This window comes from Streptomyces sp. DT224 (assembly GCF_049844595.1).
Classification (GTDB): Bacteria; Actinomycetota; Actinomycetes; order Streptomycetales; family Streptomycetaceae; genus Streptomyces.
Genome location: NZ_JBNCLI010000014.1, coordinates 152,082 through 175,890 on the forward strand (window position 1 = coordinate 152,082; position 23,809 = coordinate 175,890).

Annotated in this window: 24 protein-coding genes and 1 pseudogene; 10 read left to right on the forward strand and 15 right to left on the reverse strand. The window is 72.0% G+C overall.

Annotated elements, in window-relative coordinates; all coding sequences use genetic code 11:
- Positions 1-95: 95 nt before the first annotated feature.
- The 3 genes from ACLQ2N_RS31560 to ACLQ2N_RS31570 form a co-directional block, all read right to left on the reverse strand.
- Positions 96-947 carry a MetQ/NlpA family ABC transporter substrate-binding protein gene (locus ACLQ2N_RS31560; RefSeq protein ID WP_425818416.1) on the reverse strand — a complete coding sequence of 284 codons (852 nt, stop codon included), beginning with the start codon at positions 945-947 and terminating at the stop codon, positions 96-98.
- Between the two features lie 74 nt (positions 948-1,021).
- Complete coding sequence (locus tag ACLQ2N_RS31565) at positions 1,022-1,690, reverse strand: methionine ABC transporter permease (protein WP_425818418.1); 669 nt, start codon at positions 1,688-1,690, stop codon at positions 1,022-1,024.
- Positions 1,687-2,736, reverse strand: a complete 1,050-nt coding sequence (locus tag ACLQ2N_RS31570) for a methionine ABC transporter ATP-binding protein (protein WP_425818420.1) — start codon at positions 2,734-2,736, stop codon at positions 1,687-1,689. The genes ACLQ2N_RS31565 and ACLQ2N_RS31570 overlap by 4 nt, the downstream gene beginning before the upstream one ends.
- A gap of 593 nt (positions 2,737-3,329) precedes the next feature.
- Here ACLQ2N_RS31570 and ACLQ2N_RS31575 point away from each other — a divergent pair.
- Entirely contained in the window at positions 3,330-3,689 is a 360-nt protein-coding gene (locus tag ACLQ2N_RS31575; RefSeq protein WP_425818422.1) for a hypothetical protein, read from the forward strand.
- Between the two features lie 2 nt (positions 3,690-3,691).
- Positions 3,692-4,126, forward strand: coding sequence for a hypothetical protein (locus ACLQ2N_RS31580; RefSeq protein WP_425818424.1), 435 nt, complete (start codon positions 3,692-3,694; stop codon positions 4,124-4,126).
- A gap of 25 nt (positions 4,127-4,151) precedes the next feature.
- Here ACLQ2N_RS31580 and ACLQ2N_RS31585 read toward each other — a convergent pair whose 3' ends face one another.
- Both ACLQ2N_RS31585 and ACLQ2N_RS31590 read right to left on the reverse strand, forming a co-directional pair.
- Positions 4,152-4,658 carry a GNAT family N-acetyltransferase gene (locus tag ACLQ2N_RS31585; RefSeq protein ID WP_425818426.1) on the reverse strand — a complete coding sequence of 169 codons (507 nt, stop codon included), beginning with the start codon at positions 4,656-4,658 and terminating at the stop codon, positions 4,152-4,154.
- A gap of 204 nt (positions 4,659-4,862) precedes the next feature.
- The gene (locus ACLQ2N_RS31590; RefSeq protein ID WP_425818428.1) at positions 4,863-6,029 is read right to left on the reverse strand and encodes a glycerophosphodiester phosphodiesterase; all 1,167 of its coding nucleotides are present in this window, start codon (positions 6,027-6,029) and stop codon (positions 4,863-4,865) included.
- Between the two features lie 235 nt (positions 6,030-6,264).
- Between ACLQ2N_RS31590 and ACLQ2N_RS31595 the strand changes: the two genes are divergently transcribed.
- Entirely contained in the window at positions 6,265-6,936 is a 672-nt protein-coding gene (locus ACLQ2N_RS31595) for a lysophospholipid acyltransferase family protein (protein ID WP_073967842.1), read from the forward strand.
- Positions 6,937-7,003: 67 nt separating this feature from the next.
- Here the strand turns inward: ACLQ2N_RS31595 and ACLQ2N_RS31600 are convergent, their stop codons facing one another.
- The 4 genes from ACLQ2N_RS31600 to argH form a co-directional block, all read right to left on the reverse strand.
- The gene (locus ACLQ2N_RS31600) at positions 7,004-8,548 is read right to left on the reverse strand and encodes an MFS transporter (RefSeq protein ID WP_425818430.1); all 1,545 of its coding nucleotides are present in this window, start codon (positions 8,546-8,548) and stop codon (positions 7,004-7,006) included.
- Positions 8,545-9,096: a TetR/AcrR family transcriptional regulator gene (locus ACLQ2N_RS31605; RefSeq protein ID WP_425818432.1), complete on the reverse strand. Its 552-nt coding sequence runs from the start codon at positions 9,094-9,096 to the stop codon at positions 8,545-8,547. Before ACLQ2N_RS31605 ends, ACLQ2N_RS31600 begins: the two co-directional genes overlap by 4 nt.
- A 63-nt stretch (positions 9,097-9,159) precedes the next feature.
- The gene (locus tag ACLQ2N_RS31610) at positions 9,160-10,131 is read right to left on the reverse strand and encodes an aldo/keto reductase (protein WP_425818434.1); all 972 of its coding nucleotides are present in this window, start codon (positions 10,129-10,131) and stop codon (positions 9,160-9,162) included.
- A 64-nt stretch (positions 10,132-10,195) separates the two neighbouring features.
- A complete protein-coding gene (argH, locus tag ACLQ2N_RS31615) occupies positions 10,196-11,629 on the reverse strand; it encodes an argininosuccinate lyase (protein WP_425818436.1) in 1,434 nt (477 codons plus the stop codon).
- A gap of 130 nt (positions 11,630-11,759) precedes the next feature.
- Here argH and ACLQ2N_RS31620 point away from each other — a divergent pair, with 130 nt between their 5' ends.
- Complete coding sequence (locus ACLQ2N_RS31620) at positions 11,760-12,944, forward strand: HEAT repeat domain-containing protein (RefSeq protein ID WP_425818438.1); 1,185 nt, start codon at positions 11,760-11,762, stop codon at positions 12,942-12,944.
- A gap of 102 nt (positions 12,945-13,046) precedes the next feature.
- A complete protein-coding gene (locus ACLQ2N_RS31625; RefSeq protein WP_425818440.1) occupies positions 13,047-13,754 on the forward strand; it encodes a L,D-transpeptidase family protein in 708 nt (235 codons plus the stop codon).
- Here the strand turns inward: ACLQ2N_RS31625 and ACLQ2N_RS31630 are convergent.
- Genes ACLQ2N_RS31630 through argC form a run of 5 tightly spaced genes read right to left on the reverse strand, consistent with a single transcriptional unit; the run spans position 13,751 to position 18,584 of the window.
- Positions 13,751-14,287: an arginine repressor gene (locus tag ACLQ2N_RS31630; RefSeq protein ID WP_018103822.1), complete on the reverse strand. Its 537-nt coding sequence runs from the start codon at positions 14,285-14,287 to the stop codon at positions 13,751-13,753. The genes ACLQ2N_RS31625 and ACLQ2N_RS31630 overlap by 4 nt on opposite strands.
- A 10-nt stretch (positions 14,288-14,297) precedes the next feature.
- Positions 14,298-15,509 carry an acetylornithine transaminase gene (locus ACLQ2N_RS31635; RefSeq protein ID WP_425818442.1) on the reverse strand — a complete coding sequence of 404 codons (1,212 nt, stop codon included), beginning with the start codon at positions 15,507-15,509 and terminating at the stop codon, positions 14,298-14,300.
- Positions 15,506-16,408, reverse strand: coding sequence for an acetylglutamate kinase (gene argB, locus ACLQ2N_RS31640; RefSeq protein ID WP_425818444.1), 903 nt, complete (start codon positions 16,406-16,408; stop codon positions 15,506-15,508). Before argB ends, ACLQ2N_RS31635 begins: the two co-directional genes overlap by 4 nt.
- On the reverse strand, positions 16,405-17,559 hold the full coding sequence (argJ, locus tag ACLQ2N_RS31645; protein ID WP_425818446.1) for a bifunctional glutamate N-acetyltransferase/amino-acid acetyltransferase ArgJ: 1,155 nt from the start codon (positions 17,557-17,559) through the stop codon (positions 16,405-16,407). Before argJ ends, argB begins: the two co-directional genes overlap by 4 nt.
- Positions 17,556-18,584 (reverse strand): N-acetyl-gamma-glutamyl-phosphate reductase, encoded by a 1,029-nt coding sequence (gene argC, locus ACLQ2N_RS31650; RefSeq protein ID WP_425818448.1) that lies wholly within the window; start codon positions 18,582-18,584, stop codon positions 17,556-17,558. The genes argJ and argC overlap by 4 nt, the downstream gene beginning before the upstream one ends.
- Before the next feature lie 102 nt (positions 18,585-18,686).
- Here argC and ACLQ2N_RS31655 point away from each other — a divergent pair, with 102 nt between their 5' ends.
- From ACLQ2N_RS31655 to ACLQ2N_RS31675, 5 genes are all read left to right on the forward strand, one after another.
- The gene (locus tag ACLQ2N_RS31655) at positions 18,687-19,121 is read left to right on the forward strand and encodes a VOC family protein (protein WP_425818450.1); all 435 of its coding nucleotides are present in this window, start codon (positions 18,687-18,689) and stop codon (positions 19,119-19,121) included.
- A complete protein-coding gene (locus ACLQ2N_RS31660) occupies positions 19,121-19,873 on the forward strand; it encodes a DUF6193 family natural product biosynthesis protein (RefSeq protein WP_425818452.1) in 753 nt (250 codons plus the stop codon). The genes ACLQ2N_RS31655 and ACLQ2N_RS31660 overlap by 1 nt, the downstream gene beginning before the upstream one ends.
- 36 nt (positions 19,874-19,909) lie before the next feature.
- Positions 19,910-20,878: a GlxA family transcriptional regulator gene (locus ACLQ2N_RS31665; protein ID WP_425818454.1), complete on the forward strand. Its 969-nt coding sequence runs from the start codon at positions 19,910-19,912 to the stop codon at positions 20,876-20,878.
- Between the two features lie 117 nt (positions 20,879-20,995).
- Entirely contained in the window at positions 20,996-21,994 is a 999-nt protein-coding gene (gene gap, locus ACLQ2N_RS31670; RefSeq protein WP_425818456.1) for a type I glyceraldehyde-3-phosphate dehydrogenase, read from the forward strand.
- A 169-nt stretch (positions 21,995-22,163) separates the two neighbouring features.
- Positions 22,164-23,645: an FG-GAP-like repeat-containing protein gene (locus ACLQ2N_RS31675; protein ID WP_425818458.1), complete on the forward strand. Its 1,482-nt coding sequence runs from the start codon at positions 22,164-22,166 to the stop codon at positions 23,643-23,645.
- A gap of 58 nt (positions 23,646-23,703) precedes the next feature.
- Here the strand turns inward: ACLQ2N_RS31675 and ACLQ2N_RS31680 are convergent.
- Positions 23,704-23,809: pseudogene (locus ACLQ2N_RS31680) on the reverse strand (DUF5997 family protein); the annotation flags it as partial.

A 23,809-nucleotide genomic window follows, 5' to 3' on the forward strand; every position in this document is an offset into this window, starting at 1 on the left:
CGCGGTGGGCGCGTGCATGGCCGGGTGGGTACGGCGGAGCCCCGCGCCCCCTGGGCGGGGTGGGCGGGGCTCCTGGGCCAAGTGGCGCGTACGGGTCAGGACTTGGCACCGAAGGCAGGGACGACCGAGCCCTGGTAGGTGTCCTCGATGAACTTCTTGACCTCGTCGGAGTGGAGGAGCTTCACGAGCTTCTGGACGCGGGGGTCCTTCTCGTCGCCCTTCTTGACGGCGACGATGTTGGCGTACGGGTTGCCGTCGGCCTTCTCCAGGGCGAGGGCGTCCTTGGCGGGCTTGAGCTTGGCCTCGATCGCGTAGTTGCCGTTGATGACGGCGGCGTCCACGTCGTTCAGGGCGCGCGGGACCGTCGCGGCCTCCAGCTCCTTGAACTCCAGGCCCTTCTTGTCGGTGATGTCGCTCAGCTTGGCGCTGGTGCCGACGCCGTCCTTGAGGGTGATGAGGCCGTTCTCGGCGAGCAGCTGGAGCGCGCGGCCCTCGTTGGTGGTGTCGTTGGGCACGGCGATGGTCTGGCCGGCCTTGATGGAGCCGAGGTCCTTGACCTTCTTGGAGTAGAGGCCGAGGGGTTCGAGGTGGACGGTGCCGACGGAGACCAGGTGGGTGCCGTTCTTCTTGTTGAAGTCGTCCAGGTAGGGCTGGTGCTGGAAGAAGTTGGCGTCGACCTGGCCGGTCTCGGTGGCGGTGTTCGGCAGGACGTAGTCCGTGAACTCCTTGACCTCCAGCTTCAGGCCGGCCTTGTCGGCGAGGTTCTTCTTGACGAAGCCGAGGATGTCGGCGTGCGGCGTCGGGGACGCGGCGACGACGAGGGCCTTGGAGGTGTCGGTGCCGCCGCTCTTGGACGACGGGTCGGAGTCCGTGCCGCAGGCGGTGAGGCCGAGGGCGAGGGCGGTGGTGGCCGCGGCGGCGGCGGTGATCTTGATGCTGGTACGCACGAAAAGTGCCTCTTTCAGGTGGTGATGGTGGTGCGCCCGGACAAGGAGTGCGGGCTTGATGGGGAGGGGAAGTCTCAGGAGGTGCGGCCGCGGCGGGCCAGCAGGCGGACGGCGAGGTCGCCGATCAGCTGGACGAGGGTCACGATGACGATCAGCAGTGCGACCGTGATCAGCATGAACCGGTTGTCGAAGCGCTGGAATCCGTAGGTGACGGCCTTGGAGCCGAGCCCTTCGCCGCCGACCGCGCCGGCCATCGCGGAGTAGCCGATGAGCACGATGACGGTGGTGGTGATCCCGGAGACCAGGGAGGGCAGGGCCTGCGGGAGGAGCACCTTGCGGACGATCGTCGGGATGGAGCCGCCCATGGACTGGACGGCCTCCACGAGCCCGTGGTCGACCTCGCGGACCGCCGTCTCGACCAGCCGGGCGAAGAACGGGATGGCGCCGACGGCGAGCGGCACGATCATCGCGGTGGGGCCGATGAAGGTGCCGACGACCCAGGTGGTGAACGGGATCAGGGCGATCAGCAGGATGATGAACGGCAGCGAGCGGCCGATGTTCACGATCGCGCCGACGACCTTGTTCACCGGGGTGTTCTGGAGCAGTCCGCCCTTGTCGGTGAGGACGAGCAGGACGCCGAGGGGCAATCCGGCCAGGACGGTGACGAGGGCGGACCACAGCACCATGTAGAGGGTGTCGACGGTGCCCTGCGTCAGCAGCGGCTGCATTTCGGACCAGGTCACTTCGCCACCTCCTTGGTGAGCGGTGCGGGTACGGACACGGGTGCGGCTTCCACGATCTCGGCCTGGAGGCCCTGTTCGCGCAGGAAGCCGATCGGGACGACGTTCTCCTCGAACCGGCCGGGCAGTTCGATGCGCATGCGGCCGATCTGCCTGCCGCCGACGGTGTCCATGGCGGCGCCCAGGATCGAGATGTCGATGTTGTACGTACGGGAGAGCTGCGAGATCACCGGGCGGGCGGCGGCCTCGCCGTGGAAGGTGACGTCCACGACGGTGCGGTCGGGCGCGGAGGCGGTACCGCCCACGGGGAACAGCTCGTGGGCCAGCTCGGAGCCGGGGGTGGCGAGCAGTTCGCCGACGGTGCCGGACTCGACCACGCGGCCGCCCCGCATCAGCGCGGCGGAGTCGCAGATGGTCTTGACGACGTCCATCTCGTGCGTGATGAGCAGGACCGTGAGCCCGAGCTGCTGGTTGAGGTCGCGCAGAAGCTGGAGGATGGAGCGGGTGGTCTCGGGGTCCAGGGCGGAGGTCGCCTCGTCGGACAGGAGCACCTTGGGGTCGCCGGCGAGGGCGCGGGCGATGCCGACGCGCTGCTTCTGGCCGCCGGAGAGCTGGCCCGGGTAGGACCTGGCCTTGTCGGCGAGGCCGACCAGGTCGAGGAGTTCGAGGGCCTTGCGGGAGCGCTCGCGGCCGGTGACGCCGAGGATCTCCAGGGGGAGTTCGACGTTGCGCTGCACGGTGCGGGAGGCCAGCAGGTTGAAGTGCTGGAAGACCATCCCGATGCGGCTGCGCGCCTCGCGCAGTTCCTTGCCGGCCCGGCGGCCCCGGCCGGCGAGAGCGGTGAGGTCCTGGCCGGCCACGGTCACGGTGCCGGAGGTGGGGCGTTCCAGGAGGTTGACGCAGCGGATGAGCGATGACTTGCCGGCGCCGCTGCGGCCGATGACGCCGTACACCTCTCCCTCGCGTACGTGGAGGTCGACGCCGTCCAGGGCGGTGACCTCGCGGTCGCGCGAACGGTAGACCTTCGTGAGGCCCGTCGTGGTGATCACAGGGGTTTCCGTCACTGTCGAGTGCGCGGCGCGGTGTCCGCCGGGCACGGGGCATGCGTCCGGGGTGATCCGGACGTTTTCGATCGGACGTTCCGAGCGGTCTTCCGGGGCGTCCGGGCGCGGCGGTCACCGCGGGCCGGGGCCCGTGCGGGCTCGTTCCGCTGGGTGCGGACGGCCGGGGGAAGGGGTCTCGCTTCGGGGCGCGAGGCTCGGTCGTGGGCCCTCAGAAGGCGCGCATTCGACCCGTACAACGAGCACCGGGCGTCGTGATCGCCTCGGTCGCAAGGGTGCGGCTGCTCGTCGTGGTCATGGGCACAAGTAAAACAGACGTGCGCTTCCGGCCGGACCGGTTGTCCGGATAGCGGACAGTGGTGGAGGGGGCGACGCGCCAGCCGCGTATCAGCCAAACCATTCCAGCCACACCGCTCTGACCTGCGTTGATTCCCGCCAGACCCGGCCTCCGCCCCCGCTCCCCCGGCGCCGGAGGCCGCACGCTCTGTGGTCAAGGCCACGATCACCGGCGCCCGTCGCGCTTCCCGCCGCGAACCGGGGGCGCACGCGGAGCGCCCGGCGCGCCGTAATACCCTCGGCTCATGCTCGACGCCCTGACGGTCGCGGTCGCCGTGGCCGCCCTCGCCCTCGCCGCCTGGTGCGGATTCGCCGCGTACCGGGACCAGCCCACCAAGGACTGGCACTTCATCGGCATGGCCGTCGTCTCGCTGCTGGCCCTGGCGCAACTGGTGACGGGGATCGTGCAGCTGGCCCGCGGCGAGCGGCCCGAGCAGGGCATGACCATCTTCATCGCGTACCTCGCCGGGGCGTTCCTCGCCGTGCCGGCGGCAGGGTTCCTGTCGCTGAGCGAGCGGACCCGCTGGGGCTCGGTGACGGTGGCGGCGGGCGCGGTCGTCCTGGCCGTCCTCGAAGTACGGCTCTACGACATCTGGGGAAGCTGACCGTGACCGACACCGACACCACGCGGGCGACGGCCGGCGAGAAGCGGCCCTTCGACCTGGGTTCCGGTCCCGGCCGGGTCCTCGTCTGGTTCTACGGCGTGTTCACCGTGGCGGCGGCATCCCGCTCGATCGTCCAGATGATCCTGGACTTCGGCCGCGCGCCCCTGGCGTACGTGCTGTCGGCGGTCGCCGCGGTCGTCTACGGCTTCATCACGTACTCGCTGGTGCGCGGCGGCGAGCGGGCGCGCCGGACGGCGCTGGCGTGCTGCGCGGCCGAGCTCGCCGGGGTGCTGATCGTGGGGATGTGGACCCTGGTGGAACCGTCCGCGTTCGCCGACGCGACCGTGTGGTCGTACTGCGGCCGGGACTACCTGTTCATCCCGGTGATCCTGCCGGTCACCGGGATGATGTGGCTGCGCCGCGCCCGGACCGCGTGAGGACCCGCGCGCGGCGCGTATACGGCTAGGCGCTGGCCACGTACGCGGAGGGGGCCGGGGCCTCCTTCTCCAGCAGGACCATCATGACCCCGTCGCTGCTGGTCGCGTTGCCCACAGCGGCGTACCCGGCGCGCCGGTAGAGGCGCAGGTTGCCCTCGCTGCGGTGGCCGGTGTGGAGCCGGAAGCGGGTGGCGGCGCGCTCGTCGGCCAGGCCCGCCTCCACCGCCCGCAGCAGCCGGGCGCCGAGGCCGTGGCCCCGGAGGCGGGGGTGGACGCAGAGCCTGTCGATCCGGCCCGCGCCCTCCTCGTCGACCGAGCCCCGCACCGAGCCGACGACCTCGTCGCCGAGCCGCGCCACGTAGACCAGGTTCTCCGCGATCTCGGCGCGTACCGAGTCGAGGGTCTGGACGAGCGGGTCGATGCGGTAATTGCCGTACAGCTCCGCCTCGCTCTGGAAACAGAGGTACTGCAGCTTCAGAATCTCTTCGGCGTCCCGCACGTCCGCCGCCGAGATGGTCACGCTCGTGCCCATGTGCGCATGCCTCCCGCTCACCTGATCCGCCGGTTGTCTCCCGCTCCTTTCCCACGGTCCAGGAGCGACAACCTCCGCCGCGAGCATTCTGCGCAGACATCCAAGGCATCGGGAACGGATGGGGCCCAAACTCCCCTGTGACATAGCCAACTCCCCTGTGATGTGACGGAAGCGGGGTGCTGACGGGGAGTCGGGCCCGCCGTCCTACCTCTTCGCCGCGAAGTCCGCCGCCGCGAGCAGGGCGGTGTCCGGGTTGTCGGAGAAGATCCCGTCGATCCCGGTCGCGAAGTACGCGGCGAAGGCGCCGAAGGCGTCCCCGTACGCGTGGGGGTCGGTGCCGCGCCGGAAGTCGGCGGGCAGGAAGGTGTTCTCGTTGCGCATCGTGTACGGGTGGAGGACGAGACCCTGCGCGTGGGCGTCGCGTACCAGGGTGGTGGGTTCGGTGAGCCGGCCGGCGGCGTCCTTGGGGATGATCAGGTCCAGGGTGGGGCCGATGCCCTGCGCGAAGGAGGCCATCCACTTCAGGCCGGCCGGCTTCACGAGGTCGTCCGTGGTGCGCGGGTCGCCGGCCACCTCGAAGTCCCAGGGCCGGGTGCCCGCGCCGGAGAGCAGGACGATGCGCGGGGTCGCCACGAGCCGGGCCAGGCGCTGGACGCTGCCGGGCTCGAAGGACTGGAGGATCACCGGGGACTGGGCGCGGTGGCGTCCGTAGCGGCGCAGCAGCTTGGCGAGGGGTTCCTCCAGGCCGAGTCCGAGGCCCCGGAAGTAGCTGGGGTGCTTGGTCTCGACGTACAGCCAGACGGGCTTTCCGCGGCGGCGGCCCTCACGGTCGGCCCAGCGCAGGACCTCCTCGAAGGTGGGCACCTCCCAGCGGCCGTCGTACAGCGTGTTCTTCTGGCGGTTGGCCGGGATGCGCTCCTTGGCGCGGAGGGTCTTGAGCTCGGCGAGGGTGAAGTCCTCGGTGAACCAGCCGGTGAGGGAGACGCCGTCGACGGTCTTGGTGGTCCGGCGGCTCGCGAACTCGGGGTGCGCGGAGACGTCGGTGGTGGCGGTGATGTCGTTCTCGTGGCGGCACACGAGGTGGCCGTCGCGGGTGGGGACGAGGTCCTGCTCGATGATGTGCGCGCCCATGTCCAGGGCGAGCTGGTAGGAGCCCAGCGTGTGTTCGGGGCGGTAGCCGCTGGTGCCCCGGTGGCCGATGACGGTGGGGACCGGCAGGTCGAGGCGGTGGCCGCCGCGGCCTCCGTGTCCGCCGTTCCGGTCGGCCGCCTGCGCCGTTGCGGTGACGCCCAGGGCGGCCGTGCCGAGGACGGCCGCCCCCGCCCCGATGACGGTCCGGCGTCCCGGCGCGGCCTGCGCACGCTCTGTCATGAATGCTCCTCGCATGTGATGTACGGCACCTGTCGAGCGAGGATCGAGCGTAGGCAGGGGTACGGTCACGGGGGCGGCACCTGGACGAACATGGCGCGAACACATGTCAACACGGTGTATCCGATGCGTGAACCCGATGTGCGATCGGCCGGTACCCGCGAGTATCGTCCTCACCTGCATGGACCTTCACCATCCGTCGCCTCGGCCGGGCCCGGCCACAACACCGGAGGAAGCGTTGTCCCGTCTCGCACTCATCAAGGCAGTGCTCGGACCGATCCTGCGTCTGATGTTCCGGCCCCGGATGGAGGGCATCGAGAACATTCCGGGCAGCGGGCCGGTGATCCTGGCGGGCAACCACCTGACGTTCATCGACTCGATGATCATGCCGATCTGCTGCGACCGTCCGGTGTTCTTCATCGGCAAGGACGAGTACGTGACGGGCAAGGGGCTCAAGGGCCGGCTGATGGCCTGGTTCTTCACGGGCGTCGGCATGATCCCGGTGGACCGGGACGGCGGGCGCGGCGGTGTGGCGGCGCTGATGACGGGGCGCCGGATCCTGGAGGAGGGCAAGGCGTTCGCGATCTACCCGGAGGGCACCCGCTCCCCCGACGGCCGGCTCTACCGGGGCCGCACGGGCATCGCGCGGCTGACGCTGATGACGGGCGCGCCGGTGGTGCCGTTCGCGATGATCGGCACGGACAAGCTCCAGCCGGGCGGCTCGGGTCTGCCCCGGCCGGGCAAGGTCACGGTGCGCTTCGGTGAGCCGATGGAGTTCTCCCGCTACGAGGGCATGGACCGCGACCGCTATGTGCTGCGCGCCGTGACGGACTCCGTGATGGCCGAGGTGATGCGGCTGTCCGGCCAGGAGTACGTGGACATGTACGCGACCAAGGCGAAGGCCGCCTGATCCGGCGGAACGTACGTCAGGGCCCGCTTCCCCCGGTCCGGGGGGAGCGGGCCCTGACGTACGCGTCCTACTCGTGGACGATGCCCTCCTCCAGTTCCTGACCGCGCAGCAGGAACCAGGCGGCGGCCGCCGTCGCCACGAGGACGACGGCGCCGATGACCGAGGCGAGGTGCAGCCCGTCCACGAAGGCGTCCTGGGCCGAGGAGACCAGCTCGTGGGCCTCGGCCGGCGGCAGCAGGTGTGAGGACTCCACGGCGCCGCCGAGCGATTCGTGCGCGGCGTCCGAGACGGCGGGCGGGGTGCCGGGCGGGGCCTGGAAGCCCTTGTAGGCGCCGGTCACGATGGAGCCGAGCAGCGCGATGCCGAGCGCCGCGCCCAGTTCGTACGCCGTCTCGGAGACCGCGGAGGCGGAGCCGGCGTGTTCCTTGGGGACGCTGGAGAGGATGACGTCGGACGTCACGGTGAACGCGAAGCCCGCGCCCACTCCCACGATCAGGAGCAGCGCGCCGATGAGCGGGTAGGCCGTGTCCCGGTGGACGGCGGCGACCGCGGCCAGCGCCAGGCCGATCGCCCCGAGCCCGCCGGACACCACCACCCGTACGGTGAGCCGCCGGGCGACCGTGCCCGCCAGCAGGCCCGCGGTGACGGCGCCGACGGCGGCGGGCAGTTCGGCGAGCCCGGCCTCCAGCGGTCCGCGTCCCTGGACCAGCTGGAGGAACTGGGAGAGGAAGAAGACGATCCCGGACAGCCCGAGGATCGTCAGCAGGTCGGCGAGGACCGCGCCGGAGAAGCCCCGGTGGTGGAAGAGCCGCATGTCCAGCAGCGGGGCGGGGAGCCGGAACTGGCGGCGTACGAACCAGATCAGCGCCAGCAGCCCGGCGACGCCCACCAGGGCGGAGGGCCAGCTCACGCCGTGCGCGGCCATCTCCTTGATGGCGTAGACGACCCCGATCATGCCGACCAGCGAGAGGCCCACGCTCGGCAGGTCCCACGGCCCGGGCGCCGGGTTCTTCGACTCGGGGATCATCTTGATGCCGACCACCACGAGCACCGCCATGACGGGCAGGTTGATCAGGAAGACCGAGCCCCACCAGAAGTGCTCAAGGAGGAACCCCCCGACGACGGGCCCGACGGCCGCGCCGGCCGAGGCCATCGCGCCCCAGATGCCGATGGCGAGGCTGCGCTCGCGGGGATCGTGGAAGAGGTTGCGGATCAGGGCGAGGGTGGACGGCATCAGGGTGGCGCCCGCGACGCCGAGCAGCGCCCGCGCCACGATCATCATCTCGGGCGTGTGCGCGTAGGCGTTGAGCACCGAGACCGCGCCGAAGGCGGTGGCGCCGCAGAGCAGCAGCTTCTTGCGGCCGATGCGGTCACCGAGGCTGCCCATCGAGACCAGGAGCCCGGCGATCACGAAGGAGTAGACGTCACCGATCCAGAGCAGCTGGGTGCCGGTCGGCTCCAGGTCCTCGCTGAGGAACGGGGTCGCCAGGCCGAGCACGGTCGCGTCGACGGCCACCAGCAGCACGGCGAGGACGAGGACGGCCAGCGCGATCCACCGGCCGGGGCGGTACGGATCGACGGGGGGCTCCGGGAGCTCTTCGACGCTGCTCATTGCTCCACGCTCCGGCGTGCGCCGCCGAGCAGCAACTCGGCGATCATGTACGGGAAGTCCCGGGCGGCCACCCGGCCCGCCTGAACGGCCCACGCCCCGCTGCCGATGAGCCCGTACAGCGCCTCGGTGAGCCAGGCCGGGGTCAGGTCGATGCGGAATTCGCCGCGCTCCTGGCCGCGCCGGAAGAAGGCGGCGACGCGGGCGTCCAGCCGGTCCCAGCCGGCGTTCTGGCCCTCGCCCTCCCAGAGCTGGTTCTCCGTCACGAGGAACGAGAGCAACCCGGCGCTCGGCTCCACCGCGTGGACGAACCGGCGCAGCGCCTCCTCGCTGGTGCCCTCGTCCATCGCGGCGGCGTCGAGCGCGGCCTCGAACTCCTGGATGCCCAGCTCCTCCAGCGCCCTGACCAGGGCGTCCCGCCCGGCGAAGTGCCGGTGCAGGGTGGCGCGCCCGATGCCGGCCGCCTTGGCGACCTCGTCCATGGTGGCGGTGGATCTGCGGGTCAGCAGGGCGGCGGCACTGCGCAGCACCTGCTCACGATCAAGAGTCATGAGACGACACTAACCCGAATGAGACGTTCATGTCTCATTCGGGTTAGTGTCGTGTCGCCGGGGTCAGCTCCAGGGCAGCGAGGCGCGGTGCCGCCAGTACGCCTCCGGCTCCTCCACCAGAGCCTCCAGCCTGGCGCGCCGTTCCTCGTCGAGGACGGGAACGGCCGCGTGGAGGTTGCCGGCGAGCTGGGCGACGGTGGCCGCGCCGGAGAGCACCACGCCGGCCCACGGCTGGTGGAGCACCAGGGCCAGGGCGACCGCGTCGCTCCCGAGTTCTTCCTCGTCGGCGATCTCCCGCACGACGGCGGGCGCCTGGTCGCCGGCGAGCCTGCCGTTGGCCATGCCTTCCTTGACGATCACGGTGAGCCCGGCGGCGTGCGCCTCGGCGAGCGCGGGACCCGCCGAGGTCTCCAGCGCGTTGTAGGTGGCCTGGACCGTACGGAAGAGGGGCGCGCCGTCGACCGTGACGGCGAGGGCGGCGAGGATCGCCTCGGCCTGGGCGGGGCCGCTGGTGGACAGGCCGACGCTGACGCCCTGCGCGGCCAGTTCGGCGAGGCGGGCGTGCAGCTCCTTGTCGGCGAGCGCGGGGCTGTCCGGGGTCACCGAGTGGATCTGGTAGAGGTCGAGCCGGTCGCCGAGCAGCGCGGCCGTCTCGGCGCGCTGGCGCTCGAACGCGGCGAGGCCGTGGTCCTTGGCCTCGTGCGTCTCCGCGTCGAGGCCCCAGTCGGCGGTGTAGGTGTAGCCCCATTTGCTGCCGACGACGACGTCGTCGGCCTCGGGGTGCGCGGCCAGCCAGCCGGCCAGGAACTCCTCCGCGCGCCCGTAGGAGCGGGCCGCGTCGAAGTAGCGGACGCCCTGCGCGTAGGCGGCGTCGAGGAGTTCGTGCGTACGGTCGCGCAGGGCGTCGGGCGAGCGGCCGGCGGGCAGGTCGCGGTCGCGGTGGAGGTTGATGTAGCCGGGCCGGCCGACGGCGGCCAGGCCGAGCCCGATGTGGGCGGTGGGGGTGGTCGCTTCGGACAGTCGGGCGAACGGCATCGCGGGCTCCTCGTCGTCGGGCAGGACGCGCCTACCCTCAACGTAGCCCGCGATGCGTTTCCGACTACTTGTGCGCGTCCGCCCAGGCGTGCTGCACGGCGAGGTCGGCCTTGACCTCGGCCAGCTGGACGGCGACGGCCGAGGGGGCGGTGCCGCCGCGCCCGCTGCGGGAGGCGAGGGCGCCGGCCACGTTGAGGACGGTGCGGACCTCGGGGGTCAGGTGCTCGGAGATCTTGGCGAACTGCTCGTCCGTCAGCTCGTCCAGCTCGATGCCGTGGTGCTCGCACTCCTTGACGCACTCACCGGCCACCTCGTGGGCGACGCGGAACGGCACGCCCTTCTTGACCAGCCACTCCGCGATGTCCGTGGCGAGCGAGAAGCCGGCCGGGGCCAGCTCCTCCATGCGGTCCCGGTTGACGGTGAGCGTCGCCATCATGCCGGTGAAGGCGGGGAGCAGGACCTCCAGCTGGTCGCAGGAGTCGAAGACCGGCTCCTTGTCCTCCTGGAGGTCGCGGTTGTACGCGAGCGGCAGGGCCTTGAGCGTGGCCATCAGGCCCGTGAGGTTGCCGATGAGCCGGCCCGACTTGCCCCGGGCGAGTTCGGCGATGTCCGGGTTCTTCTTCTGCGGCATGATCGAGGAGCCGGTCGAGAAGGCGTCGTGCAGGGTGACGAAGGAGAACTCCTTCGTGTTCCAGATGATGATCTCCTCGGCGATCCGGGAGAGGTTGACGCCGATCATCGCGGTGACGAACGCGAACTCGGCGACGAAGTCCCGGGACGCCGTGCCGTCGATCGAGTTGCCCACCGAGCCCCGCTCGAAGCCGAGGTCGGCCGCGACCGCCTCCGGGTCGAGCCCCAGCGAGGACCCGGCCAGCGCGCCGGATCCGTACGGCGAGACGGCGGTCCGCTCGTCCCACTGCCGCAGCCGCTCCGCGTCCCGGGAGAGGGACTGCACGTGGGCCAGGACGTGGTGGGCGAAGAGCACCGGCTGGGCGTGCTGGAGGTGCGTACGGCCGGGCATCGCGACGTCCGGGTGGGCCTCGGCGAGGCCCACCAGGGCGTCCTGGAGGTCGGCGATCAGGGAGCCGATGATGCGGGCGTGGTCGCGCAGGTACATCCGGAAGAGCGTGGCGATCTGGTCGTTGCGGGACCGGCCGGCGCGCAGCTTGCCGCCGAGGTCGGGGCCCAGCCGCTCCAGCAGGCCGCGTTCCAGCGCGGTGTGGACGTCCTCGTCGGCGATGGTGCCGGTGAAGGAGCCGTCGGCCACGTCCGCTTCGAGCTGGTCGAGCCCGGCGATCATCCGGTTCAGCTCGTCCTCGGTGAGCAGGCCCGCCTTGTTGAGGACGCGGGCGTGGGCACGGGAGCCGGCGATGTCGTACGGCGCGAGGCGCCAGTCGAAGTGGACGGAGGCGGACAGCCGGGCCAGCGCCTCGGCCGGTCCGTCGGCGAAGCGGGCGCCCCAGAGACGTACGTCGCCGTTGCCGTTGCCGTTGCTCACTGCGTGCTCCTCGGAAGTGCCACGATCATTGGTAGGCATAACTATGCAGAGCTCTGCATGGTTTGTCAAAGCAGGTGCCTGGGCGGTCCGGCCGCCGGTACGGTCGGTCTCCGGAACACCTGGGGGGATCATGGACCACGCCTGGACAGCGGCGCAGCGCCTCGCCGAGGGCCGGCCCCTGCGCGAAGCACTCGGCGGCCGGGAGTCCGCGGAGTGCTGGCCGGCGCTCGACCTGGCGGTGCGGCACCCGCCCTGGTACGCCCCGGACGGCTGGGATTCGCCGCACCGGGACCGGAACGCCGAACCCGCGACCGCCCTCGCCCTCTGCCACCCCGACGGCCGGATCCGGGAGGCGGCGCTCGACCGGGTGCCCCGCTACCCGGACCTGCTGCCGCTCCTCGTCGTACGGTGCGCGGACTGGGCGGCTCCGGTACGCGACCGGGCCCGGGCCCTGCTCGCGGAGGCACCGGCCGCCGGGCTCGTCGCCCAGGCGGAGCTGGTCCTGCTCCTCGGCCGGCGCGAGCGGGGCGGCTTCGCCGTGGAACTGCTGGGCCGGGTCCTGAGCGAGGGCCCCGCCGAGGCCCTGCACCCGCTGCTGGCGAGCGCCGACCGGGCGACGCGCCGGTTCGCCCATCGCCTCGCCGTCGAGCGCGGGCTGCTGCCGCCGCTCGGGCTGGCCCGCATCGCCGCGCGCTCGGACGACGTCGTCCTCCAGGACCTGTGCGCGGAGGCCGCGATCGCCGCGGTGCGGGAGCAGGACCGCGACGAAGGCGTCCTCGGCGTCCTGCTGGCGGCCCGCTCCGGCCGCGTCCGGGCCGCCGGCGTCACCGCGCTGCGGCGCGCCGGACGGTACGAGGAGGCGCGGGCCCACCTGACGGACCGTTCGGGCGTGGTGCGGGCCTGCGCCCGGTACGTGGTGCGCCAGGGCGGGACCGACCCGCTGCCGCTGTACCGGGAGCTGTGCACCGGCGAGGCCGTCGCGCCGGGCGCCGCCGCCGGGCTCGGCGAGTGCGGCGACCGGAAGGCGGACGCGGGCACGCTGTGGGCCCTGGTCCGCCACCCGGACCCGGCCGTGCGCGCCCAGGCGGTGACCGGGCTGCGGGCGCTGGACACGGTGAGCCGGGAGGGGCTGACGCCGTTGCTGGACGACCCGTCACCCGCCGTCGTCCGGGCGGCAACCCGGGCCCTGCTCCCCCACGCGGGCGAGTTCCCGGTGGAGTGGCTGCGCGAGCGCGACACCCCTGAGTCGCCCCGGGCGGTGCGGGTGGGGGCGCAACGGCTGCTGCGGGCTGCGGGATGGCCCCGCGTCGGATGACGTGACATTTCGGGGGCGGCCGGACGGTGAGCGGCCTGGGGCCTGTCCGACCATTGCCGCCCTGCAGACGGGAATGGTCAGACAGGCCCTAGAGTCCTCGGCATGCGAAGACTTGTGACCACCGCCGCCGTTCTGCTCGCCCTCGGCACCGTCGTCGGGGCCGGCCGGCCCCCGCTGGCCACCGCCCCGCTGCCGACCCGGCTCGCCGACACGGGCGGCGGCACCCAGCTGATCACCGCCATGGCGGACTCCACCTCGTCCACCACCGGCACCCTCACCTGGTGGGACCTGCGCGACGGGAAGTGGGTCGCCGCCGGGACCGCCGCCGCCCGGTTCGGCTCGAAGGGGCTCACCGAGGGCAGCACCCGCCAGCAGAGCACGTACACGACGCCGACCGGCCTGTACGACCTGCCGTACGCCTTCGGGGTCAAGGCCGCGCCCGCCGGCACCCGCTACTCGTACCGGCAGGCCACCACCAAGTCCTGGTGGTGCGAGGACAACGAGGCCGCCGCCTACAACCGCTGGGTCGAGCCGCTGCCCTCCGACTGCCGGGCCTCGGAGTCCGAGCAGATCACCGCGTACCCCACGCAGTACGCCCGCGCGCTCGTCATCGGCTTCAACTACGACAAGCCGGTACGCGGCCGGGGCGCCGGGATCTTCCTGCACGTCAACGGGAGCGGTGCGACCGCCGGCTGCGTCTCCGTACCGGCGGACGCGATGGACCGCATCCTGGCCTGGGCCGACCCGGCCCGCAGCCCGCACATCGCGATCGGCACGGTCGGGGGCACGACCGCGATCACCAACTACTAACGCTCGTTCTGCGCGAGCCGCAGCAGATGATCGGCGAGCGCCTGCCCGCCGGCCGGGTCGCGGCTGATCAGCATGAGCGTGTCGTCGCCCGCGATGGTGCCGAGGATGTCGTGCAGTTCGGCCTGGTCGATGGCCGAGGCGAGGAACTGCGCGGCGCCGGGCGGCGTACGCAGCACCACCAGGTTGGCCGACGCCTCCGCCGAGATCAGCAGCTCGGCGGAGAGCCGGCGCATCCGCTCCTCCTTGGCGGAGCCGCCCAACGGCGCCTGCGGGGTGCGGAATCCGCCCTCGCTCGGCACCGCGTAGATCAGCTCGCCGCCGGTGTTGCGGATCTTCACCGCGCCCAGCTCGTCCAGGTCCCGGGAGAGCGTCGCCTGGGTGACGCTCAGCCCGTCGTCGCTGAGGAGTTTGGCCAGCTGGCTCTGGGAGCGCACCGGCTGCCGGTTGAGGATGTCCACGATCCGGCGGTGGCGCGCCGTGCGGGTCTGCGGCACCGAAGGCCCGCCGAACTCGGATTCCTGCGCCTCGGTCATCGTCGTCGCCTCATTCTCCGGAGTGCTTCTCTCCGGATCGTCCGTCCCCGTATGCCGCGTCGAGGGCGCCCGGCAGCGCCCGGAGGAACGCGTCCACCTCCGCATCGCCGATGGTCAGCGGCGGCATGAGCCGCAGGACATCGGGCGCGGGCGCGTTCACCAGGAGGCCGGCACCCTGAGCCGCCTGTTGCGCCTGGGGCGCGAGGGGCTCGGTGAGCACGATACCCAGCAGCAGCCCGGAGCCCCGGACGTGGGAGACCAGGGGGTGCCCCAGCCCCTCCACGCCCTCCCGGATGCGCTCGCCGAGCCGCTTCACCCGGTCGAGGGCGCCGTCGGCGGCGAGGGTGTCCAGCACCGCGAGGCCGGCGGCGCAGGCGACCGGATTGCCGCCGAACGTCGTACCGTGCTGCCCGGGTGCGAGGAGGTCCGCCGCCGCGCCGAAGGCGACCGTGGCGCCGATCGGGAGTCCGCCGCCGAGCCCCTTGGCGAGGGTGACGACGTCGGGCTCGACGCTCTGGTGGGCCTGGTACTCGAACCACGTGCCGCACCGGCCGATGCCGGTCTGGACCTCGTCCAGGACGAGCAGGGTGCCGGTGGCCCGGGTGGTCTCCCTGGCCGCCTCCAGATAGCCCCGGGGCGGGACCACGACACCGTTCTCGCCCTGCATGGGCTCGATGATCACCAGTGCGGTGTCGGTGGTGACGGCCGCCCGCAGCGCCTCCACGTCGCCGTAGGGGACGTGCGTGACGTCGCCGGGCAGCGGGGTGAATCCCTCGCGCTTCTTGGCCTGGCCGGTGAGCGCGAGGGCGCCCATGGTCCGGCCGTGGAAGCCGCCGTCGGTGGCGACCATGTGGGTGCGCCCGGTCAGCCGGCCGATCTTGAACGCGGCCTCGTTGGCCTCGGCGCCCGAATTGCAGAAGTAGACCCTGCCGGTGCGGCCGAAGAGCTGGAGCAGCCGTTCGGCGAGCGCGACGGGCGGTTCGGCGATGAACAGGTTGGAGACGTGGCCGAGGGTGGAGATCTGGGCGGTGACCGCCTCCACGACGGCCGGGTGGGCGTGGCCCAGGGCGTTGACCGCGATGCCGCCGACGAAGTCGAGGTACTCGGTGCCGTCCGCGTCCCACACGCGGGCGCCCTCGCCGCGCACGAGGGACAGCTTCGGGGTGCCGTAGTTGTCCATCAGCGCGTGCTGCCAGCGCTGCGAAAGTTCGGCGTTGCTCATGACTCCCCCTGTGCGTCGGGCACGACCATCGTGCCGATTCCCTCGTCGGTGAAGATCTCCAGCAGGATCGAGTGCTGGACCCGGCCGTCGATGACGCGGGCGGTCTCCACCCCGTTGCGTACGGCGTGCAGGCAGCCCTGCATCTTGGGCACCATGCCGCTGGAGAGCTCGGGCAGCAGCTTCTCCAGCTCGGTGGCGGTGAGCCGGCTGATCACGTCGTCGCTGTTCGGCCAGTCCTCGTACAGGCCCTCGACGTCCGTGAGGACCATCAGCGTCTCGGCGTTCAGCGCGGCGGCGAGTGCGGCGGCCGCGGTGTCGGCGTTGACGTTGTAGACGTGGTTGTCGTCGGCGGACCGGGCGATGGAGGAGATGACCGGGATGCGGCCGTCGTCCAGCAGGGCCTGGATGGCACCGGTGTCGATGGCGGTGATCTCGCCGACCCGGCCGATGTCGACGAGCTCGCCGTCGATGGTGGGCCGGTGCTGTATCGCGGTGATGGTGTGAGCGTCCTCGCCGGTCATGCCGACGGCGAGCGGCCCGTGCTGGTTGAGCAGGCCCACCAGTTCGCGCTGGACCTGGCCGGCGAGCACCATGCGTACGACGTCCATCGCCTCGGGCGTGGTGACGCGCAGGCCGGCCTTGAACTCGCTTACCAGGCCCTGTTTGTCGAGCTGGGCGCTGATCTGGGGGCCGCCGCCGTGCACGACGACGGGCTTGAGGCCGGCGTGACGCAGGAAGACGACGTCCTGGGCGAAGGCCGCCTTCAGCTCCTCGTCGATCATGGCGTTGCCGCCGAACTTGATGACGACGGTCCTGCCGTTGTGCCGGGTCAGCCAGGGCAGGGCCTCGATGAGGATCTGCGCCTTCGGGAGTGCGGTGTGCTTCCGCGCCGTCGTCATGAGCTGTACGCACTGTTCTCGTGGACGTAGTCCGCGGTGAGGTCGTTGGCCCAGATGACCGCCGACTCGGTGCCCGCGGCGAGGTCGGCGGTGATCCGGACCTCCCGGAACCGCATGTCGACCAGGTCGCGGTCCTCGCCGACCGAGCCGCCCCGGCAGACCCAGACGTCGTTGATGGCGACGTTGAGCGCGTCCGGCTCGAAGGCGGCCTTCGTGGTGCCGATGGCGGAGAGCACCCGGCCCCAGTTGGGGTCCTCGCCGTGGATGGCGCACTTGAGGAGGTTGTTGCGGGCGATGGAACGGCCCACCTCGACGGCGTCGTCCTCGGTCGCGGCGTTCACGACCTCGATCCGGATGTCCTTGGAGGCGCCCTCGGCGTCCCCGATGAGCTGCCGGGCCAGGTCGTCGCAGACGGCCCGGACGGCCTCGGCGAACTCCTTCCGCTCCGGGGTGGTCCCGCTGGCGCCGGAGGCCAGCAGCAGCACGGTGTCGTTGGTGGACATGCAGCCGTCCGAGTCGACCCGGTCGAAGGTGGTGCGGGTGGCGTCGCGCAGCGCGGCGTCGAGACCGGCGGCGTCGACGTCGGCGTCGGTGGTGAGCACGACGAGCATGGTGGCCAGGCCCGGGGCGAGCATGCCCGCGCCCTTGGCCATGCCGCCGACGGTCCAGCCCTCGCCGCCCGCGACGGCGGTCTTGTGCACGGTGTCGGTGGTCTTGATGGCGATGGCGGCCTTCTCGCCGCCGTGCTCGCTGAGGGCCGCCGCGGCCTTCTCGATGCCGGGGAGCAGCTTGTCCATGGGGAGCAGGATGCCGATGAGCCCGGTGGAGGCGACGGCGATCTCGCCCGCGCTGTGGCCCTTCAGGACCTCGGCCGCCTTCTCGGCGGTGGCGTGGGTGTCCTGGAAGCCCTGCGGGCCCGTGCAGGCGTTGGCGCCGCCGGAGTTGAGGACGACGGCGGAGACCTCGCCGCCCTTGAGGACCTGCTCGGACCAGAGGACGGGGGCCGCCTTGACGCGGTTGGAGGTGAAGACGCCCGCGGCGGCGCGGCGCGGACCGTTGTTGACCACGAGGGCCAGGTCCGGGTTGCCGTTCTCCTTGATTCCGGCGGCGATCCCCGCCGCCGAGAATCCTTGTGCTGCCGTGACGCTCACGGTGCGACTCCGATCGTGGAAAGTCCTGTGTCCTCGGGCAGTCCGAGGGCGAGGTTCATGGACTGCAGGGCGCCGCCCGCGGTGCCCTTGGCAAGGTTGTCGATGGCGCTGATCACGATGATCCGCCCGGCCGCCTCGTCGTGGGCGACCTGGATCTGCACGGCGTTGGAGCCGTACACGGAGGCGGTGGCGGGCCACTGCCCCTCGGGCAGCAGGTCGACGAACGGCTCGTCCGCGTACGCCTTCTCGTAGGCTGCGCGTACGGTCTCGGCGCTCGTGCCGGGCTTCGCCTTCGCGCTGCACGTGGCGAGGATGCCGCGGGGCATGGGCGCGAGGGTCGGGGTGAACGAGACGGTGACCGGCTCTCCCGCGGCGGCGCTGAGGTTCTGGATCATCTCCGGCGTGTGCCGGTGGACGCCGCCGACACCGTACGGCGACATGTTGCCCATCACCTCGGAGCCGAGCAGATGCGGCTTGGCCGCCTTGCCGGCGCCGGAGGTCCCGGACGCGGCGACGATCACGGCCTCGGGCTCGGCGAGCTGTGCCGCGTACGCCGGGTACAGCGCGAGCGACACGGCGGTCGGGTAGCACCCGGGCACCGCGATCCGCTTGGTCCCGGCGAGGGCGGCGCGGCCGCCGGGCAGTTCGGGCAGGCCGTAGGGCCAGGTGCCGGCGTGCGGCGAGCCGTAGAATTTCTCCCAGTCGGCGGCGTTCCGCAGGCGGAAGTCGGCGCCCATGTCCACCACCAGGACCTCGTCGCCGAGCTGTTCGGCCACGGCGGCGGACTGGCCGTGCGGCAGGGCGAGGAAGACGACGTCGTGCCCGGCGAGCACATCGGCGGTGGTGGGCCGGAGGATGCGGCCGGCCAGGGGGCGCAGGTGCGGTTGGAGCGCGCCGAGGGGCTGGCCCGCGTTGGAGTTGGCGGTGAGTGCGCCGATCTCCACCTCGGGGTGGGCGAGCAGCAGACGGAGCAGTTCCCCGCCCGCGTAACCACTCGCTCCTGCCACTGCTGCGCGTACCGCCATCGAAAGCCTCCTCGTTGATGGCATGACTATACGCAGTGATGCACTTTTATGCAAAGAAGTTTGCCCTGGAGCGGCGCTCGATCCGCCCTCTAGGGTGATCGCATGGCGACGATCAAGCACTTCCAGGTGACCTTCGACTGCGCGGACCCCGAACGGGTGGGGCGCTTCTGGTGCGCGGTGCTGGGATATGTCGCACCGGAGCCGCCGGAGGGGTTCGACTCCTGGGACGCGTACAACGCCTCGCTGCCGGAGGAGGAGCGGAACACGTGGTTCGCGGCCTCCGACCCCACTGGAGCCGGTCCGCGCATGTACTTCCAGAAGGTCCCCGAGGGCAAGGTCGCCAAGAACCGGGTGCACCTCGACGTCCGGGTGGGCATCGGGCTCAAGGGCGAAGAGCGGCTTGCCGTGCTCGAGGCCGAGTGCGCGCGGCTCCTGCCGCTCGGCGCGGTACGCGGGAAGCTGCTGCTCGCCGACGAGGAGAACGAGTCCTGCCTCAACATGCAGGACGTCGAGGGCAACGAATTCTGCCTCGACTGATGACCGAGCCCCGGCCCGACCCGGCCGCCCTCTATCCCGAAGCCGCCGCGCACGGCAGCCTCGCCGCCGCCCTGCGGGCCGTGGCGGCGGGCGGCCTGGACGAGGTGCCCCTGACGTCCCCCGACGCCGAGCCGTTGCTCCAGGCCGGCGCCGCCACCACGCCGGCGCACCGCGCGCCCCTGCGGATCAGCGCCTACGCGTACGAACGGCGGTGGCGCATCAGGGGCGAGGACTCCTTCCAGTCCCTGGCTGTCCTGGAAGGCGAAACGGACGACCTGGCGCAGGTGGCGCGGGCGGTCCGGGGCTGGCACGACGGGGAGTCCCCGGAAGACATCCACCGGGCGGCGCCCTTCGCACGGCCGACGGGCCGGTTCGAGGTGCCGGACCTCGAACCCGGGCGCCTGACGGAGTCCGAGTGGCAGGGCAAGCTCCAGGAGGCGGCCGGACTGGAGTACCCGTGGGCGTCCGCGTACCGGTCGCTGATCGAGGCCGCGGCCGCGGAGCCCGCGCTGCGGGCGCTCTACCCCTTCACGAGCCACTGGGCTCTTCGCTTCTCGACCACGACCCGTCCGCACCTCATCGTCGTGGGACCGTGCCTGGTCGCCACCGGCAAGGGGGCGTTCGGCGTGGGCAGGGGCATCGTCACCATGGACCTGGGTGAGTTCACCACCGCCGGGGAGGCCGTCGCGGCGGCGGTCACCCACATACCGCCGGGCGTGGGCCCGGTGGCGCTCGGCACACCGCCGCGGTGAACCCCCCGGCCCGCCCGGGCACGTACGCTCACGCCCATGTCCGCCCCCTCCCCCGCGCCCCGTCTGCACCGGGTCGCCGTCCTCGTGCTCGACGGGGCGAAGCCGCTCGACGTGGGCATCCCGGCCCAGGTGTTCACGACCCGGGCGAGCATGCCGTACGAGGTACGGGTGTGCGGGGCGGCCCCGGGGCTGGTGACCGGGGGTGACGGTCTCGCGTACCACGTCACGCACGGGCTCGCCGCGCTGGCCTGGGCGGACATCGTCTTCGTCCCCGGGTACCGGCAGCCGGACCGGGAGGATCCGCCCCGGGCCGTGATCGACGCCCTGGTCGCCGCGCACGAGCGGGGGGCACGGCTCGCCGCGATCTCGACCGGGGCCTTCGCGCTCGCGGCGACCGGGCTGCTCGACGGCCGCCGGGCCACCACGCACTGGCACTACACGCGGTCGCTCGCCGCGAAGTACCCGCTGGTCCGGGTGGACGAGAACGTGCTGTTCGTCGACGAGGGCAGCGTCCTCACCTCGGCCGGTGCCGCGTCCGGGATCGACCTGTGCCTGCACGTGCTGCGCGGCGACCTGGGCATCGCCGCGTCCAACCACGCGGCCCGGCGGCTCGTCGCGGCCCCGTACCGCAGCGGCGGGCAGGCGCAGTACGTGCCGCGCAGCGTGCCCGAGCCGCTGGGCGAGCGGTTCGCGGCCACCCGTGAGTGGGCGCTGCACCGGCTCGGCGAACCGCTCACGCTCGACGCGCTGGCCCGGCACGCGGCGGTCTCGCCCCGCACGTTCTCTCGGCGGTTCGCCGAGGACACCGGATACACCCCGATGCAGTGGGTGATGCGGGCCCGCATCGACCTGGCCCGGGAGCTCCTCGAACGCTCGGAGCGGGCCGTCGAGCAGATCGCCGCCGATGTGGGGCTGGGGACGGGCGCGAATCTGCGGCTGCATTTCCAGCGCATCCTGGGCACCACCCCGAGCGAGTACCGGCGCACCTTCACCCGGGGCGAATAGGGCATATCTCCGCCTGGGCAGGCTGGCGGGATACTTGCGGACCGTGGCGATCACGCCGCTGTCCTGGGCCCGCGGCGCGCGCGATCGTGGAGGGCGAAGAGAGAAGGGACATCTCACATGACTCGCATCGCCATCAACGGATTCGGCCGCATCGGACGCAACGTGCTGCGTGCGCTGCTCGAACGCGACAGCGACCTCGACCTGGTCGCCGTCAACGACCTCTCGGAGCCCGCCACCCTCGCCCGGCTGCTGGCGTTCGACACCACCGCCGGCCGGCTGGGCCGCCCGGTCACCGTGGACGGCGACACCCTCGTCGTCGACGGCCGCCGCATCAAGGTGCTCGCCGAGCGGGAGCCCGCGCGGCTGCCCTGGGCGGAGCTGGGCGTCGACATCGCCGTGGAGGCCACCGGCCGCTTCACCTCGGCGAAGGCCGCCCGCGCCCACCTCGACGCGGGAGCGAAGCGGGTGCTGGTCGCCGCACCCTCGGACGGGGCGGACGTGACGCTCGCGTACGGCGTCAACAGCGACGCGTACGACCCCGAGCTGCACACGGTCGTGTCGAACGCCTCGTGCACGACCAACGCGCTCGCGCCGCTGGCCAAGGTGCTGGACGACCTCGCCGGCATCGAGCACGGCTTCATGACGACCGTGCACGCCTACACCCAGGAGCAGAACCTCCAGGACGGTCCGCACCGCGACGCCCGCCGCGCCCGCGCCGCCGGCGTCAACATCGTGCCGACCACGACCGGCGCCGCGAAGGCGATCGGGCTCGTGCTGCCCCGGCTCGACGGCAAGCTGTCGGGCGACTCCATCCGGGTCCCGGTCCCGGTCGGCTCGATCGTGGAGCTGAACACCACCGTGGCGCGGGACGTGACGCGCGATCAGGTGCTCGACGCGTACCGGACGGCGGCCGAGGGCCCGCTCGCGGGCGTACTCGAATACTCCGAGGACCCGCTCGTGTCGGCCGACATCACCGGCAACCCGGCGTCCTCCATCTTCGACTCGGAGCTCACCCGGGTCGACGGACGCCACATCAAGGTGTCCGCCTGGTACGACAACGAGTGGGGCTTCTCCAACCGGGTGATCGACACCCTCACCCTGCTGGCCGGCCGCTAGAACGGGCGCGGGGGCGGTCACCGGCCGCCCCCGACTCCCTTGGCAGCACGCCGAGTTCACCTTCCGTTCGCCGTGCAACCTTCTCCGCGTCGTACGTGTCTCCTATGCGAGCCCTCACACCTCGTACGCCATTGGCTCCCCGTACGCGACCAAGGAGAATTTTGTGGGCATGCGCACCATGCTGACCGTGGCCGTGTGTGCCGCCACGGCGCTGACCGGCGGCGTGGCCGTCGCGGCGCCCGGGGGCGCGCACGCGGGCACGGCCGGGGGAACGGCAACCACCTCCGTCCGCGAGGACTTCAACGGGGACGGGTATCAGGACGTCGTCGTCGGGTCCCCCAACGCGACGGTGGACGGACAGCTCTACGCCGGTTACATCACCATCGCCTACGGCTCCGCCCAGGGCCTGGGCCCCGCCCGCACGACGACCATCGACCAGAACACCCCGGGCCTGCCGGGCGAAGCCGGGGAGGGCCACGGCCTCGGCTACCAGATGTTCCCGGCCGACCTGGACCACGACGGGCTGACCGACCTCGCGCTGTACTCCAACGAATCGCTGCCGGAGCTGAACAACTACGGCTCCGTGATCATCCTCTGGGGTCGCACCGGCGGCATGACGGGCAAGGACGCGGTACGCGTTCCCGGCCCCGAGAGCGGCGAGATGGGCAACAACCTGATCGCCGGCGACTTCAACGGCGACGGCAACGCGGACCTGATGATGGCGCACGGCTCGCAGGACGAGTACTTCGACCAGCGGAGCGTGCTCTACGGGCCGTTCAACCGCTCCGGGGAGCCCTCGCGCGAACAGTTCGTGCCCATGTTCACGTCGGACAGCCGCATGGCCGAGCCCGCCAAGGGCGACTTCAACGGTGACGGCATCGACGACCTGATCACCTTCTACGGGTGGGAGGGGAACGTCGAGGGCACCCGGCTGTGGCTCGGCACGCCGCAGGGCCTGTCCACGACCTACACCCGGCTGCCCAGCGGCCGGGTCCCGACGGTCGGCGACTTCGACAACGACGGCAAGGACGACCTGGCCATCCGGCTGGTCCCGAACGGCAACGAGGAGGACTACCCCACCGACCCGGGCACCATCCGTATCCTCTACGGCTCCGTGACCGGTCCGGGCACGACCCGGTCCCGGATCATCACGCAGGACACGGCGGGCGTTCCCGGGGTCAGCGAGAAGGGCGACCAGTTCGGCGCCCGGATGAGCGCGGGCGACGTCAACGGCGACGGCTACGACGACCTCGCGGTGGGCGTGCCGTTCGAGGCCCTGGAGTCCAAGGCGGGCGCGGGCGCGGTGGTCCTGCTGAAGGGCGGGCCCGGCGGGCTGAGCGGCACCGGCGCCAAGTCGTTCCACCAGGACACGGCGGGCGTGCCCGGGGTGGCGGAGACGGGCGACCACTTCGGCGGTTCGGTGCGGCTGCTGGACGTGAACAAGGACGGCAAGGCGGATCTGACGGCCGGCGCCCCCGACGAGAACCTGGAGGCGGTCGCGGACGGCGGTGCGGTGTGGTCGCTGCGCGGCGCCTCGACGGGGCTGACGACGACCGGTGCCGTCGCGTTCAACCCGGTCGACCTGGGGCTCCTGGCGAAGAAGTCCCGATTCGGCCTGAACCTGGCCGGCGACAACGGACCCAGCTTCTGAGCCATGAGGGGGCCCCTTCCGCGAGCGCGGAAGGGGCCCCCTCATACGTTCTGTGATGTCAGTCGCGCTCGTCGCGCCCCTTCGCCTCGCGCTCGGCGTTCCGCTCCTTGATGCGGATGTTCTCCTTGCGGACGTCCGCCTGGACGGCGCGCTCCTTCCGCAGC